The sequence below is a fragment of the Saccharopolyspora dendranthemae genome (assembly GCF_007829955.1).
Taxonomy (GTDB): domain Bacteria; phylum Actinomycetota; class Actinomycetes; order Mycobacteriales; family Pseudonocardiaceae; genus Saccharopolyspora; species Saccharopolyspora dendranthemae.
The window spans coordinates 1,280,249-1,295,502 of the sequence record NZ_VIWX01000002.1 but is presented as its reverse complement, the minus strand read 5'-3'; the positions used below and the strand labels follow the sequence as shown (position 1 = coordinate 1,295,502).

The following is a 15,254-nucleotide window of genomic DNA, read 5'->3' as shown; positions in this document are numbered from 1 at the left end:
CGAGACATTACGCCTCGCGGTGCCGGTCCTGCGGGATCAGCGGCCCCGGTGGCGGCGCACGCTCTCCTCGACGACGTCGAGGACGGAACCCAGGTGCTTGGCGGGCAGGCCCATGGCCAGGTGCGAGACGAGTCCTTCCAGGACCAGTTCGAGGTAGGCGGTCAGCACGTCGACGTCGACGTCGTCGCGCAGGTTTCCGGACTGGTGCTGCCACTGCAGACGCGCCCGGGTGGCGGCGGTGAGCAGTTCGGAGCGTTGGGCCCAGCGGTCTCGGAACTCGTGGTCGGTGCGCAACCTCCGGGAAACCTCCAGCCGGGTTCCCAGCCAGTCGGCGCCCAGCGCGCGGGCCTCGACCCCTGCCGGCGCGTCGAGCAGGTTGCGCATCACCTGCACCAGGCCTTGCTCCGCGACCACGTCGGCCATCCGTGCCGCGTCGTCCTCGGCCAGGGCCAGGAACAGTGATTCCTTGTCCTTGAAGTGGTGGAAGATCGCTCCGCGGGAGAGGCCGGTGGCTTCTTCGAGGCGCCGCACGGTGGCACCCTCGTAACCGAAGCGCGCGAAGCAGGTGCGCGAACCGTCGAGGATCTGTCGGCGTCGCGCGTCCAAGTGGTCCTGGCTGACCCGGGGCATGCCGTGAATCCTCGCAGTACAGTCGTGGCTGTCGCAATCCGTACGTACGTTTTGTTGGCAATTCGAGCCGGTTCGGGTGGTGGTGAACGCGAATCAGCATGCCTCCCAACTGCTCGTTAACAGCTGCCCGGGCGCAGAACAAGGGTCGCGACTGTCGGAGGTGGGCGGTAGCGTCGGTAACCGGCCAAACACGGGCGGTGATGATCTTGCCGATATCGACCGATCCTGCAGCAGGCGAATTTCCGACCTCACGAGTCCGCACCAGGGCGGAGGCCGAGGCCTACGTGGCTTCGGTGTGCTTCAAGCACGGCCCTCCTCGACTGCTGGGTGTCGAACTCGAATGGACCTTGCACCACCGATCCGATCCGGGACGTGCCCTCGACGCCGCGACGCTCATCGCTGCTCTCGGCCCGCACGCACCCCGCTCCCTGGTTCCCGACAGCCCGCACCAATCGCTGCCGAACGGCTCCGTGCTCAGCGTTGAGCCTGGTGGCCAGGTCGAGATCTCCAGTCTTCCCACCAGTTCGCTGCGCTCGTTGCTGAGCGTCGTGGCAGCCGACTCCGACTACCTCCGCCGCAGGCTCGAGAAGGCCGGACTGGTGCTCGGCGAGAGCGGGCTCGACCCGTACCGCCACCCGAACCGGATCCTGCGAGTACCGCGATACCAGGCGATGGAGAACGCCTTCGACCGCATCGGCCTGGACGGCCGGTTGATGATGTGCAGCACCGCCGGGGTGCAGGTGTGCCTCGACGCGGGGGAACCGGACCGCATCGCGGCCCGGTGGAACGCGCTGCACGCCCTGGGGCCCGTGATGATCGCGGCGTTCGCCAACTCGCCCCGGTTGTTCGGCGTGGAGACCGGATGGGCCTCCACCCGGACCCGGGTGCTGCTCGACACCGACCCACCGCGCACCCGACCGGGCCCGACCCGGGGCGACCCGGTCCGCGGCTGGGCGCGGCGGATGCTGGACATGTCGGTCGTGTGCCGCCGCCGCGACGGCGATGACTGGTCGGCGCCCAGCGGCCTCAGCTTCGCCGAGTGGATCCACGGCGGGCTCCCGGAAGCGCCCACGCGCGACGACCTCGACTACCACCTGACCACCGTCTTCCCGCCCGTCCGGGCGCGCGGCTACTTGGAGGTGCGCTACCTGGACGCCCAGTCCGGTTCGGACTGGATGCTGCCCACCGCGGCGCTCGCGGCCCTGTTCGCCGACGAGTCCGCCGTGGACAAGGTGGCGGTGATGGCCGCGCCCGCGGCCGGGCGGTGGGTGCACGCGGCCCGCTCCGGGCTCGCCGACCCGGTGCTGGCCCAATCCGCCCGGGAGATCTTCGACCTGGCGTGCCGGTTGCTCGACGGTGTGGGCGGGGGCCTCGCCGAGCGTCTCGCCGAGCACGTCGCACGGCGGCTGAGCTGAACTCGTCACGACCGGAGGGGTGCACGGTGAAAGACCTTCAGGAACTGGGAACCGAGGACCTGCGCGAGCACGTCGCCGCCGAGCTGGCGCGCACGCGGCGGCGCAGCGCGCAGCTCACCGACGCCGTCGACGACGAGGACCTCGTCAAGCAGCACTCCCCGCTGATGTCGCCGCTGGTCTGGGACCTCGCGCACGTCGGCAGCCAGGAGGAGCTGTGGCTGGTGCGCGACGTGGGCGGGCGCGAGCCGGTCCGCCCCGACATCGACGACCTCTACGACGCCTTCCAGCACCGCCGGGCCGACCGTCCCGAGCTCCCGCTGCTGGGTCCGACGGAAGCTCGCCAGTACCTCTCCACGGTGCGCGACAAGGTTTTCGACCTGCTCGACGAGACGCCGATGGAAGGGCGCAGGCTCGTCGACAGGGCCTTCGCGTTCGGCATGATCGTGCAGCACGAGCAGCAGCACGACGAGACGATGCTGGCCACCCACCAGCTGCGCGACGGCCCGCCCGCGCTCGACGCCGAACCCCCGCCTCCGGGCGAGACCGCGCTGCCGTCCGAGGTGTACGTGCCCGCCGGGCACTTCACGATGGGCACCTCCACCGAGGCCTGGGCGCTGGACAACGAGCGCCCCGCGCACGAGGTCCACGTCGAGGCGTTCCACCTCGACACGACCCCCGTCACCAACGCCGAGTTCGCCCGGTTCATCGACGCCGGCGGATACCACGATCCGCGCTGGTGGAGCGAAGCCGGACAGCGCTACCGGCACAAGGCATCCCTGGAAGCCCCCCGTTTCTGGATCCGCGACGGCGGCCGCTGGATGCGCAGCCGCTTCGGGCACGTCGAGGAGGTGCCCTGCGACGAACCCGTGGTGCACGTCAGCTTCTACGAGGCCGAGGCCTACGCCGCGTGGGCCGGAAAGCGACTGCCCACTGAGCAGGAGTGGGAGAAGGCGGCCCGGTTCGACCCCGCCACCGGCCGATCTCGCCGTTACCCGTGGGGTGACGAGGACCCGACCCCCGACCACGCGAACCTGGGGCAAAGCCATCTGCAGCCCGCTCCGGCCGGGGCCTACCCGCTGGGCGAGGCGCCGTGCGGTGCCCGGCAGCTCATCGGCGACGTGTGGGAGTGGACCTCGAGCGACTTCCTGCCGTACCCCGGGTTCGCGGCGTTCCCGTACCGCGAGTACTCGGAGGTCTTCTTCGGCGCCGACCACAAGGTGCTGCGCGGCGGGTCGTTCGGCACCGACCGGGCAGCGTGCCGGGGCACGTTCCGCAACTGGGACTTCCCGATCCGGCGGCAGATCTTCGCCGGTTTCCGCTGCGCCCGCACACCGATCCCGGACGAGCGCTGAGCATGTGCCGACATCTGGGCTACCTCGGGACACCGGTGCCGCTGGCGAAGCTGCTGCTCGATCCGGCGCACTCGCTGCTGGAGCAGTCCTGGGCGCCGAACGACATGCGCGGTGGCGGGACGGTCAACGCCGACGGGTTCGGAGCCGGGTGGGTCCGCGCCGACGGGACCACCGGTGTCTACCGCAACGGTGCGGCGATGTGGACCGACAGCTCGTTCCCACCGCTGGCGAAAGAGGTGCGGGCGTCGGCGGTGGTGGCGGCGGTCCGGTCGGCCACCACGGGCATGCCGGTGGGTCCCGAGCTGTGCGCCCCGATGACCGACGGGCGGTGGCTGTTCAGCCACAACGGCAAGGTCGGCGGCTGGCCGGATTCGCTCGCGAAGCTCGCCGGCCGGCTGGATCCCGCCGAGCTGCTCACGGCTCAGCCCACCGATTCGGCGGTGCTGTGGGCGTTGTTGCGGCGCCGGCTCGCCGACGGCGATGAGCCCGCGACCGCGATGGCGGAGCTGGTGCGCGACGTGCACGCCGCAGCCCCGGGTTCGCGGCTGAACCTGCTGCTCGGCGACGGCGACCGGCTCCTGGCCACCACCTGGACCCACTCGCTGTGGGTGTGCCGGGAACCCGATTCCGTGACCATCGCCTCCGAACCGTTCGGCCGGTCCGACCGGACCCCGTGGGTGGAGATCCCCGATCGCTGCCTGGTGGTGGCCGACACCGAACACACCGAGGTCGTTTCCCTGGAGGAGCCGTGCGACAACCCGACCTGACCGTGCGCTTCACCGAGGCAGACGCCGACCGCGAACTGCGCGCCGAGGTCCGAGAAGGACTGACCGATAGCCCGAAGTGGCTCTCGCCCAAGTGGTTCTACGATGCGGTGGGCAGCGAGCTGTTCGAGCGCATCACCGAGCTCGACGAGTACTACCAGACCCGCGCCGAGCACCAGATCCTCCGGCGCACCGCGTTGACCATCGCGGAGCTCACCAACGCCGCCACCCTGGTGGAGCTGGGTTCGGGTTCGTCGGAGAAGACCCGGCTGCTGCTGGACTCCCTGCGCAAGCACGGCACGCTGCGCCGGTTCGTGCCGCTGGACGTCTCCGAGTCGGCCCTGCGCGGCGCTGTCGCGGCGATCGAATCCGACTACCCGGAGCTGATCGTGTCCGGGGTCGTCGACGACTTCACCACCGGCAGGCTCGACGGAGGCGAGGACCGGCTGGTGGCGTTCCTCGGTGGCACGATCGGCAACCTCCTCCCTGAGGAACGCGCCGGGTTCTTCGCCGCGTTGCACGCCGCGATGCGGCCGGGGGAGTGGCTGCTGCTGGGAACGGACCTGGTCAAGGAGCCGTCACGGCTGATCCGCGCCTACGACGACGCGGCGGGCGTGACCGCGGACTTCAACCGGAACGTGCTGGCGGTGCTCAACAAGCGCCTCGGCGCGGACTTCGACGTGGACTCCTTCGAGCACGTGGCGCGCTGGAACACCGATCAGGAGTGGATCGAGATGCGGTTGCGCGCCCGGCGGCCGATGCACGTGAGGGTGCGCGAGCTGGCGCTGGACGTCGACTTCGCGGAGGGCGAGGAGCTCCGCACCGAGATCTCGGCGAAGTTCCGGCGTAATCGCATCGCCGACGAGCTGGCCGTGGCGGGTTTCGACCTGGGGAGCTGGTGGCTGGACGACGCGTCGGAGTACGCGCTGTCGCTGTCGATCGCGCGCTGAGTCACTGCTGCAGCTCCGGATCGGACTGTCCGGACAGTCGCGACATGCAGCGCACGCACGGCATCCCGTTCGGCTGCTCGGACACCTCGGCCACGTACGAGGGGATCTGGATGCCGCACAACGTGCGCCAGGCCGCTGGGAACGGTCCTTCCGGCTGCGTCGCCAGGTGCGCCTGGCGACGGGACTCGGCGACCACACCCGCGGCGAAACGCACTGCGACCACTGCGCTCATAGTGCCGCCCCCGTGGATCGTGCCTCACCCGGCCGCAGGCTCGTGTCCACCGGGTCCCCCGGCAGTCCGCGGGCGGGCAGGGCGTTGTGGATTCGGTCGATCATTTTCCACCTCCGCGGACGGGACTCGTCCGGCGAAGACGCGTGACGCGAGGCTAAGCGGCTTGACCCGTTCGGCCCAGCAGGCATGCGCTGATCGTCGCAATTGATCACCCGAAGGGGTTGCCCGCAACGCCAGGCGCACCGTGGGTGAGCGGCGTCGTGGCGGCGAATCCGGCCTGCGCCGGTCGACAGGGAACCGAAACGTGAAAGGGCCGGTCACGCGACGCCAGCTACAGGGGGGAGGTGCTGGCGCGGCGTGACCGGCGGGGCACAGGCTACACCCGGTGCGCGCGCCGTCACCCTAAGCGGGTCGGGGCCTGGATCACCCCGATCGAAGCGGCCTGGTCGTGGCCGAGATGCATCCGGCGCGGGAGACTGGGCCGATCGCACGAGGCCGCAAGAGCAGGAGGAAGCATGTCGGATTCGTTGCTGGCCCGCCACAAGGCAGTGCTGCCGGATTGGTTGTCGCTGTACTACGAGGAGCCGATCGAGATCGTCAGCGGCTCCGGGCGACACGTCAGAGACGCTGACGGCACCACATACCTGGACTTCTTCGCAGGCATCCTCACCAACGCCATCGGCTACGACATCGATGAGATCAGCGACGCCGTGCGCAGGCAGGTCGACACCGGTGTCCTGCACACCTCGACGCTGTACCTGATCCGGCAGCAGGTGGAGCTGGCCGAGCGCATCGCCGAGCTGTCGGGGCTGGCGAACCCGAAGGTGTTCTTCACCAACTCGGGCACTGAGGCCAACGAGACGGCGCTGATGCTCGCGACGCAGAAGCGGCGCAGCAACCAGGTTCTGGCGCTGCGCAACTCCTACCACGGGCGGGCCTTCGCGACGCTGGCCGTGACCGGCAACCGCGGCTGGTCGGCGACCTCGTTGTCGCCGATCAAGGTCAGCTACGTGCACGGCGGTTACCCCTACCGCAGCCCGTTCGGAGGTTTGTCCGACGCCGACTACATCGCCGCGTGCGTCGACGACCTGCGCGAGGTCATCGAGACCACCACGGCCGGCGACGTCGCCTGCATGATCGCCGAGCCGATCCAGGGAGTCGGCGGATTCGCCACCCCGCCCGACGGGCTGCTGGGCGCGTTCGCCGAGGTGCTTCAGGAGTACGGCATCCTGCTGATCTCCGACGAGGTGCAGACCGGGTGGGGTCGCACGGGTGAGCACTTCTGGGGCATCGAGGCGCACGGCGTCACGCCCGACGCGATGACGTTCGCCAAGGGCTTGGGCAACGGGCTGGCGATCGGCGGCGTGGTCGCGGAGAAGGAGCTGATCGACGACATCGGCGCGAACTCGATCTCCACCTTCGGCGGCAACCCGGTGTCCACTGGTGGGGCGCACGCCGCGCTGGAGTACCTGATCGAACACGATTTGCAGGGCAACGCGGCGAAGTTGGGAGCTCAGCTGCTGCGCGGACTGCGCTCCTGCCGCAGCGCGCTGATCGGCGACGTGCGCGGCAAGGGCCTGATGATCGGGGTCGAACTGGTCGAGCCGGGCGGGAAGCAACCGGCGCCCCAGGCCGCCGCGCGGGTCATGGAACTGGCCAAGCAGCGAGGTCTGCTGATAGGCAAGGGCGGCCTGCACGGCAACGTCCTCCGCCTGGCGCCTCCGATGACGCTCACCGAGTCCGAAGCCGCGCAGGCGCTGGAGATCCTGACCGACACCGTCTCGCTGGCCGAGCAGGAGCTGTTCTCGTCATGACCGAGCTCATCCACCACTGGATCGCGGGCAAGCCCGCCGACACCCCGCCCGAGCGCACCGGGACGGTGTTCAACCCTGCCACCGGGGAGGTGACGGGCACGGTCGCCTACGCCGACGGGTCCGATGTGGACACCGCGGTGGCGGTGGCCGCCGAGGCGTTGCGGGAGTGGCGCCGCACCTCGCTGGCCAAGCGGTCCTCGGTGCTGTTCGCGTTCCGCGAGCTGTTGAACGAGCGCAAGGACGAGCTCGCGGAGATCATCACCGCCGAGCACGGCAAGGTGCTCTCCGACGCGGCGGGGGAGGTGCAGCGCGGGCTGGAGAACGTCGAGTACGCCTGCGGCATCCCGAACCTGCTGCAGGGCGGATTCTCGGAGAACGCCTCCACCAGCGTCGACGTGCACTCGACGCGTCAGCCGGTCGGCGTGGTCGGGGTGATCTCGCCGTTCAACTTCCCCGCCATGGTGCCGCTGTGGTTCGTGCCCAACGCGATCGCCTGCGGCAACGCGGTGATCCTCAAGCCCAGCGAGAAGGACCCGTCGGCGGCGCTGTTCCTCGCCGAGCTGTGGAAGGAAGCAGGGCTGCCGGACGGCGTGTTCAACGTCGTCCAGGGCGACAAGGTTGCGGTCGACGCGCTGCTGGAGCACCGCGACGTCAAGGCGATCTCGTTCGTCGGCTCCACACCGATCGCCCGCTACGTCTACGAGACCGGCACCGTGCACGGCAAGCGGGTCCAGGCGCTGGGCGGGGCGAAGAACCACATGGTGGTGCTTCCCGACGCGGACCTCGACCTGGCCGCGGACGCCGCCGTCTCGGCCGGGTTCGGGTCCGCCGGTGAGCGCTGCATGGCGATCTCCGCGGTCGTGGCGGTCGACCCGGTCGGTGACGAGCTGGTGGCCAAGATCGCGGAGCGGGTGCGCGAGCTCAACGTCGGCGACGGTCGTCGCGCCTGCGACATGGGACCCCTGGTGACCGCCTCCCACCGCGTCCGGGTCTCGTCCTACGTGGACGCGGGTCTGGAGGCCGGTGCGGAGCTGGTCGTCGACGGCCGCGAAGTCGAGGCCGACGGTGCTGCCGAGGGTTTCTGGCTCGGCCCCACGCTCTTCGACCGCGTCGAGACCGGGATGTCGATCTACACCGACGAGATCTTCGGCCCGGTGCTCTCGGTCCTGCGCGTCCCGGACTACGACGCCGCGCTGGACGTCATCAACGGCAACCCCTACGGCAACGGCACCGCGATCTTCACCGAGAGCGGCGGGGCGGCGCGGCGGTTCAGCGAGGAGGTCGAGGTCGGCATGGTGGGCGTGAACGTGCCGATCCCGGTTCCGGTCGCACAGTTCTCCTTCGGCGGCTGGAAGGATTCACTGTTCGGCGATTCCCACGCCTACGGCCCGGACGGCATCCGCTTCTTTACCCGCACCAAGGTGGTCACGACGCGCTGGCCGGACCCGTCGCACGGCGGCGTGAACCTGGGATTCCCGCAGAGCAGCTGAACGGCTCCGGTCAGTCCCGGCAAATTCGGGGCTGACCGGACGTGACGGCCGTTCGTCTCCTACGCTGCCGGGCATGCCCGCACTCAGCCCGCAGTCGGTCCTGGAAGGACGCAACTCCAACCGAGCACCGGTGTCGCTGATCATCGGCCTGGTGGTCTCCGGCGTCTGCATGCTGCTGGCGCTGGCGTCCTACTTCCTGCTGTCCCCGGACGCGCCGGGCAACGTGGTCATCGGCATGCTGCTGGCGCTGCCCACCGCGATCGTGCTCGTGGCGCTGATCCTGCTGGTGGACCGGCTGGAACCGGAGCCTCGGCTGAACCTGCTGCTCGCCTTCGGCTGGGGTGCCGGGGTCGCGCTGCTGGGTGCGCTGATCGTCAACACCCTCGGCGAGTCGGTGCTGGCCGCCGTGATGGGTCCGGAACCGGCATCGGTGGTGACCGTTTCGGTGATCGCCCCCTTCGTGGAGGAGAGCTTCAAGGGCGCCCTGCTGCTGTTCCTGCTGCTGGTCAGGCCCAACGAAATCGACGGACCCACCGACGGCATCGTGTACGCGGGCATGTGCGGACTGGGGTTCGCCCTGGTCGAGAACGTCCTCTACTACATGCAGGGCCTGGCGTCGGTGCCGGGCGAGATCTGGGGGACGGTCCTGATCCGCGGCGTGGTGGCTCCACTGGGCCACCCGATGTACACGGCGATGACGGGGCTGGGCGTCGCCTACGCCGCCACCCATCGCGGCGCGGGCCGGGTCTTCGCGGTGTTCTTCGGCTGGTGCGCAGCGGTGTTCCTGCACGCGCTCTGGAACGGCGGTTCGGTGCTGTTCGGCTTCGGCGGGCTGGTGCTGGCCTACCTCGTCGAGGCCGGTGTCCTGCTGGTGCTGGTGATCATCCTGATCCGGGACCGCAGGCGCTTGGTGCGCTCCATCGGCCGCTACCTGCCCGCCTACATCCCCAGCGGGTTGGTGGCCCCGAACGACATCCACATGCTCGGCGCGATGGCGGGTCGCCGCCAGGCCCGGCACTGGGCGCGCTCGCAGGCGGGCAACGTCGGTGCTCAGGCGATGGGCGATTACCAGCTCGCCGCCACCGAGCTCGCGCTGCTGCACGCCCGCGCCGAGCGGCGCACGATCGAACCGCAGACCTTCTTCGTCCGCAGGGATCAGATCGTGGCCCTGATGCGGGTCGCACGGGACGCGTTCTTCCGCCGGACGCCGAAACCCCAGCCCGCTCCGTGGGCGCAGCACGAGCGGTCCGGCTTCTTCGTCCTGCCGCAACAGCTCAACGACATGCCGACGCACAAGCTGCGGGTCCCCGCGCAAGGACTGCACGCGCCGGGACCGCAGCGTCCGGGGCCCCCGCCGCCAGGTCAGCAACCTCCCGGTCCGCCGGCGCCGGGTCCTCCGCCTCCGGGACCGCAGCGCCCGGGTCCGCAGGCACCTGGACCGCCGCCACCGGGATCACCGCCTCCGGGACCGCGCCCACCGGGACCGCAGGGGCCGGGGCCGCGCGGGCTCGGTCCGCAGTGGCCGGGGCAACAGGGGCCGGGGCAACAGGGGCCGCCACCGGGACACCAAGGGCCGTGGCCGCCGCGCTAGTTGTGGAGGAGGCGGGAATCCACGCACTCCCCGGGAGCGAGGATCCTCGATAGGGTGAGCGTCCATGCGTGCCAGAGCTGATCGTGGCGTCCACCGATACTGAGGCAGCGTCGATGTTCACCCTGAACCATCTGACCGGCTTCGTCGCGGTCGCCGAGGAGCAGCACTTCGGCCGCGCAGCCCAGCGCCTCCGGATGACCCAGCCGCCGCTGACGCGGCAGATCCAGCAGCTGGAGAAGGAGTTGAAGGTCCAGCTGTTCGACCGGACGAGCCGCACGGTGCGGTTGACCCCGGCCGGACGCGCCTTCCTGGACGATGCCCGGCGTCTGCTCAGCGAGGCGGAGAACGCGGCGCTGTCGGTGCGGCGGGTCACCGCCGGCCAGGCGGGCATGATCCGGGTCGGCTTCACCGCGACCTCGGCGTACGGGGAGCTCGGCGGCGTGCTGGCGACCGTGCGCGAACACCTGCCGCACGTGGACGTCGTGCTGCACGAGCTCGTCACCCGCGACCAGATCGAACGGCTCTCCGGCGGCTCCCTGGACCTCGGGCTCGCGAGGCCGCCCGCCGCGCGTCCCGAACTGGCCTCGCGCCGGCTTCGCGCGGAACCGCTGCTCGCGGCGCTTCCGGAAGGGCATCCGCTGGCGGGTGGCTCGAAACCCCTGGAGTTGAACCGGTTCCACGGCGCCGACATGGTGATGTACTCGCCGACGGAGGCCCGGTACTTCCACGAGCTGCTGGTCACCACGTTCAGCAACGCCGACGTGCAGCCCAGTTACGTGCAGCACGTCAGCCAGATCCACACCGCCCTGGCGCTGGTGCAGGTGGGACTCGGCGCGGCGCTGGTGCCGGCCACCGCCGCGCGGCTGCACTTCGAGGGAGTGGTCTTCCGCCAGGTCCACCTGCCCGAACCGGAGCCGGTCGAGCTGCACCTGGTGTGGCGGCACGCCAACGACAACCCGGCCCTGCGAACACTGCTCGACCTGCTCTGAGCGCGAGCCCCGGTCAGGCTCCCGTCTTCTCGCGAAGGTCCTCCCGTGCCGCACGTCGGGCGCGCACTTCGAGTGGCTGGACCCGCTGTTCGACGAGCACCTCGAGATCGCCGACGGCCGAATGCACCTGTCGGATCGTCCCGGGCTCGGCGTGACGATCAGCGACCAGGCTCGGGCCTGGACCGTCGCTCGGGAGTCGTTCCGCTCCTGATCCGGTGGCCCGTGCGAAGTTCCCACTGTGAAGTTGTCAAACAACAGGTGCCGCCACGAGTGCGGCGCGAGGGGCGGGGCTGGGGAGGTTGTTGGTGTGGCGAAATCTGCTGCGGTGGTGACCGAATGGGTTTCTCCTCTCCGTCGATGGGTGGCGGGTCACTCCGGTGGTGACCCGCCGACCGTCGGTGAACGGCCCGGCAGGCGTCGTCGGGGTCGTGCAGGGGAAGTGAGATCAACGAGGCGTTCGCATCGAACGCATGTTCCCATTGTGGCGATGCGCCGCCGGAAAAGCGAGCGAAGTCAGGTCGCTGGATCGGGTGATCCATTCCTCCGCGCGAAACAGTCCGCAGCGCAGGTGGTTTCAGGACGCGTGTTCGCGCAGCTGGGAGGCCAGATCGGTGATGTCCCGCGCGATGACGTCCCACGCGCTCGTGGCGTGCAGGTCGTGGCGTTGGGACGGCCCGTACTCCGTCGGCCGGGGGATGAACGCGGTCCGCAGCCCGGCGTCCCGGGCGGCGTCGAGGTCGAGGTTGTGGGCCGCGCACAACATCACGCGCTCGGGCGGGAGACGGAGGATCTCCGCGGTGCGGAGGTAGGCGTTCGGATCCGGTTTGTAGGTCCGGGTGAGGTCGGATCCGATGATGACGTCCCACGGAAGGCCCGCGTGCTTGGCCATGTTCGTCAGCAGGGCGGTGTGCCCGTTGGACAGCGGGCCGACGATGAAGTCCCGCTTGACCTCGGTCAGTCCCGCGACGCTGTCCGGCCAGGCCGGCAGCCGGTGCCAGGCGCGGTTGAGGTGGTCCGCGGCGGAGGGGTCGCCGGCCAGAGGCAGGCCGAACTCGGCGGCGGTGGTGTCGAGGTTCTCCCGGTGGAGGACGTCGAGGTCGACGAAATCCCGGTCCCCGTCGCGGATCGGTTTCATCGACGGTTGGTAGCGGGATCGCCACGCCAGTGCGAACTCGTCGGTGTCGACCGCATCGCCCGCGAACTCGGCCACCGCGCGGGAGATGCCGCTGCGCCAGTCGACGACGGTGCCGAAGGTGTCGAACAGCACCGCGTCCACCAGGCGCTTCGGTCCCATCGCCGCCCTCCCGGTCGTGGCCAACGCCTGGGAGATTACGGGCTCGGCGACGTGCCCGGAAGGGCGGCGGGAGGTCTCAGCGGCGGGACTTCGGGGCGTTCTCGGCGGTCTTGCCCGGATCGGTGATCGCGACCGGGGCGAGGACGTCGTTCATCTTCGCGACCAGCTCGGGGTCGAGCGTCACGCCTGCGGCGACCGCGTTCTCCGAGACCTGCTCCGGCCGGGAGGCCCCGATGATCGCGCCGGAGACGTTGTCGTTCTGCAGCACCCACGCCACCGCCAGCTGGGCGAGGCTCAGGCCCGCCTCGTCGGCGAGCGGTGCGAGCTGCTGGACGCGCTCCAGCACCTCGTCGCGCAGGTAGCGGGCCACGAACGTCGACCCGCGCTCGTCGGTGGCGCGGGACCCGGCGGGCGGCTCGGCGCCCGGCAGGTACTTGCCGGTGAGCACGCCCTGGGCGATGGGGGAGAACACGATCTGCCCGATTCCCAGCTCGCGGGACGCCGGGACCACCTCGCCCTCGATGACCCGCCACAGCGCCGAGTACTGCGGCTGGTTGGACACCAGCGGGATCCGCAGCTCGCGCGCCAGCGCGTGACCAGCGCGGATCTGCTCGCCCGTCCACTCGGAAACACCGATGTAGTGCGCTTTCCCGCTGCGGACGACGTCGGCGAAGGCCTCCATCGTCTCTTCCAGCGGAGTGTCCGGGTCGTAGCGGTGGGCCTGGTAGAGGTCGACGTAGTCGGTCTGCAGCCTGCGCAGCGAGCTATTGATCGACTCCATGATGTGCTTGCGCGAGAGGCCGCGGTCGTTCTTGCCCTCCCCGGTCGGGTGGAAGACCTTCGTGAAGATCTCCAGCCCCTCCCGGCGCTCGGACCTCAGGGCGCGTCCCAGCACCTCCTCGGCACGGCCTCCCGCGTACACGTCCGCGGTGTCGAAGGTGGTGATGCCGTTGTTGAGCGCGGCCCGCACGCAGGCCACGGCGGCGTTCTCCTCGACCTGGGAGCCGTGCGTGATCCAGTTGCCGTACACCAGTTCGCTGATCACCATGCCGCTGCTGCCCAGATGCCGGTAGTGCATTCGTGCCCTCCTGGTTGCCTCGGTGCGCAAGCCACCGATCGCAGCATAGTCCGCTGCTCCACTCGATCGGTTCATCTGCCTTCGATCATCGCAGGTCAGACGCTCGTTTTCGATCAGCCGAGGGGGTTCGACCGCAGAAGTCCCTTGCGTAAACGCGAGGTAACCGCCAAGGTATCGGTCGCACGTGCGCTACGGCCGGGTGTGGCCTGGCGGGACAACGGAGTCTTGCCAGGCGTTGAAAGTCCGGGTCGGCCGTTCACGGGCCGGTCCGACGGAGTTGAAGAGGATTTCCTGGTGCCCAACATCCGCCGGCAGCGAACCGCTGACGACCGGGACGGAGCAACCCGCCTGATGCTGCGGGCCGCATGGCTGCAACTCTTCACCACGCTCGTACGCTGAAGCCACCCGTTCGCCCGGCGTGGGCTGATCGTGTACTGGCTAAGCTCGGGGATCCCTCCCTACGCGAAGAGGTGATCCCTCGTGCAGGACAGGTCGATCGGCCAGTGCATTCGAGAGTTGCGCGGTCGGCTCTACACCCAGCGGCAACTCGCCGAGCGGGCCGAGGTCTCCGTCGATCTCGTCCGCAAGTTGGAGCAGGGCAGTCGCAATTCTGCGAGTGTGGCCAGCTTGCACCGGTTGGCACGTGCGTTGGACGTCTCCTTGGCTGACCTCCTCGGTCGTGGCTCCTTCCCGAAGAGCGAGACGAACGAAGGAGTGACGGCGCTTCGATTCGCAGTGGCCGGGGTCGGTGATCTGCTCGACGGCTCCGAGCCCGAGCCGCTGGATGCGCGGGAAGCAGAGCGAACGCTCTCCCATCTGTGGGGTGCGTATTGGGACGGCGAGTACGAACAGCTCGTTTCTCTTCTTCCGCCTGTTCTGGAGTCCTTGCGTGCTCTCGACAGCAGTCCGGCTGCTGTCGTTCATGGCTATTGGCTGGCCGGGTACGTCCTGGTTCAGCTGCGACAGCCCGATGCGGCCTTCTTGGCGATCCGGCAGGCGGTGGAGTCTGCGGAACGGGCGGGAGACCCGCTGCTCGTGGCAACCTTGCACGGCACTCTGGCTTGGCAGTTGATGGTGTCCGGACGTCATGCGGAAGCCGAATCGCTGGCCTTGCGAGCGGCCGGAGGCGTTGAGCCGCGTGGACGTGCGACTCCGCCTGCTCTGTCGACTTACGGCTCGCTCGTGCTCACAGCGGCGACTGCGGCGTCGCGGGGGCGGAAGCCAAGCCGGGCGCGCGACTTGGTGGCCGAAAGCGCGGAGATCGCCGACCGGCTGGGCGAGGACAGGCAGGATTACCGAACCGCGTTCGGCCCGTCCCAGGTGGTGATGCAGACCGTGGACGTCGGTCTTCAGTCGGAAGAGTTCGCAGACGCGCTCGTCGCTGCGCGGAAGATGCCCAGGATGGGTTCGGCGCTGCCGTTGGCCGCCCGAGCTCGGCACTTGACGGACCGGGCGAAGGCTCACACCAGATTGGGCCAGTACGGCGAGGCCGCGAACCTGGTGCTCACCGCGGAGCAGTGGGCTCCCTCGTGGGCCAGGCACCAATCGCTGCTGAAGTCCGTCACTCGGGACCTGCTGCACAGCCGCGCGTCCCGCGCTCCCCGGCTGCGCAGCATGGCCGCCCGCATCGGTGTGCGGTAGACCGATCGAGCAGT

General features: G+C 69.8%; 13 protein-coding genes. 9 read left to right on the top strand and 4 right to left on the bottom strand.

All coding sequences use genetic code 11. From position 1 onward, the window contains the following. Positions 1-36: 36 nt before the first annotated feature. Entirely contained in the window at positions 37-630 is a 594-nt protein-coding gene (locus FHU35_RS14755) for a TetR/AcrR family transcriptional regulator (protein ID WP_145739662.1), read from the bottom strand. Positions 631-914: 284 nt separating this feature from the next. Between FHU35_RS14755 and egtA the strand changes: the two genes are divergently transcribed. Genes egtA through egtD form a run of 4 tightly spaced genes read left to right on the top strand, consistent with a single transcriptional unit; the run spans position 915 to position 5,111 of the window. After that, positions 915-2,045 carry an ergothioneine biosynthesis glutamate--cysteine ligase EgtA gene (gene egtA / locus FHU35_RS14750; RefSeq protein WP_246110298.1) on the top strand — a complete coding sequence of 377 codons (1,131 nt, stop codon included), beginning with the start codon at positions 915-917 and terminating at the stop codon, positions 2,043-2,045. A gap of 26 nt (positions 2,046-2,071) precedes the next feature. Then, the gene (egtB, locus tag FHU35_RS14745; RefSeq protein ID WP_145739657.1) at positions 2,072-3,397 is read left to right on the top strand and encodes an ergothioneine biosynthesis protein EgtB; all 1,326 of its coding nucleotides are present in this window, start codon (positions 2,072-2,074) and stop codon (positions 3,395-3,397) included. Positions 3,398-3,399: 2 nt separating this feature from the next. Next, positions 3,400-4,164 carry an ergothioneine biosynthesis protein EgtC gene (gene egtC, locus FHU35_RS14740; RefSeq protein ID WP_145739654.1) on the top strand — a complete coding sequence of 255 codons (765 nt, stop codon included), beginning with the start codon at positions 3,400-3,402 and terminating at the stop codon, positions 4,162-4,164. Then, complete coding sequence (egtD, locus tag FHU35_RS14735) at positions 4,146-5,111, top strand: L-histidine N(alpha)-methyltransferase (protein ID WP_145739652.1); 966 nt, start codon at positions 4,146-4,148, stop codon at positions 5,109-5,111. Before egtC ends, egtD begins: the two co-directional genes overlap by 19 nt. A gap of 1 nt (position 5,112) precedes the next feature. Here egtD and FHU35_RS14730 read toward each other — a convergent pair whose 3' ends face one another. Further along, positions 5,113-5,334 carry a hypothetical protein gene (locus FHU35_RS14730; RefSeq protein ID WP_425474132.1) on the bottom strand — a complete coding sequence of 74 codons (222 nt, stop codon included), beginning with the start codon at positions 5,332-5,334 and terminating at the stop codon, positions 5,113-5,115. Positions 5,335-5,858: 524 nt separating this feature from the next. On the opposite strand from FHU35_RS14730, the gene FHU35_RS14725 reads away from it, so the two are divergent. The 4 genes from FHU35_RS14725 to FHU35_RS14710 all read left to right on the top strand — a co-directional run bounded on the left by FHU35_RS14725 (position 5,859) and on the right by FHU35_RS14710 (position 11,227). Further along, positions 5,859-7,157, top strand: a complete 1,299-nt coding sequence (locus FHU35_RS14725; RefSeq protein WP_145739648.1) for an aspartate aminotransferase family protein — start codon at positions 5,859-5,861, stop codon at positions 7,155-7,157. Continuing rightward, on the top strand, positions 7,154-8,647 hold the full coding sequence (locus FHU35_RS14720) for a CoA-acylating methylmalonate-semialdehyde dehydrogenase (protein WP_145739646.1): 1,494 nt from the start codon (positions 7,154-7,156) through the stop codon (positions 8,645-8,647). The genes FHU35_RS14725 and FHU35_RS14720 overlap by 4 nt, the downstream gene beginning before the upstream one ends. A gap of 73 nt (positions 8,648-8,720) precedes the next feature. Beyond that, on the top strand, positions 8,721-10,238 hold the full coding sequence (locus tag FHU35_RS14715) for a PrsW family intramembrane metalloprotease (RefSeq protein WP_145739644.1): 1,518 nt from the start codon (positions 8,721-8,723) through the stop codon (positions 10,236-10,238). Between the two features lie 113 nt (positions 10,239-10,351). After that, on the top strand, positions 10,352-11,227 hold the full coding sequence (locus tag FHU35_RS14710) for a LysR family transcriptional regulator (RefSeq protein ID WP_145740066.1): 876 nt from the start codon (positions 10,352-10,354) through the stop codon (positions 11,225-11,227). Positions 11,228-11,801: 574 nt separating this feature from the next. Here FHU35_RS14710 and FHU35_RS14700 read toward each other — a convergent pair. Next, positions 11,802-12,521 (bottom strand): haloacid dehalogenase type II, encoded by a 720-nt coding sequence (locus tag FHU35_RS14700; protein ID WP_145739642.1) that lies wholly within the window; start codon positions 12,519-12,521, stop codon positions 11,802-11,804. 76 nt (positions 12,522-12,597) lie between these two features. Continuing rightward, the gene (locus tag FHU35_RS14695; RefSeq protein ID WP_145739639.1) at positions 12,598-13,599 is read right to left on the bottom strand and encodes an aldo/keto reductase family protein; all 1,002 of its coding nucleotides are present in this window, start codon (positions 13,597-13,599) and stop codon (positions 12,598-12,600) included. A 480-nt stretch (positions 13,600-14,079) separates the two neighbouring features. Between FHU35_RS14695 and FHU35_RS14690 the strand changes: the two genes are divergently transcribed. Next, on the top strand, positions 14,080-15,240 hold the full coding sequence (locus tag FHU35_RS14690; protein WP_145739637.1) for a helix-turn-helix domain-containing protein: 1,161 nt from the start codon (positions 14,080-14,082) through the stop codon (positions 15,238-15,240). Positions 15,241-15,254: the final 14 nt, after the last annotated feature.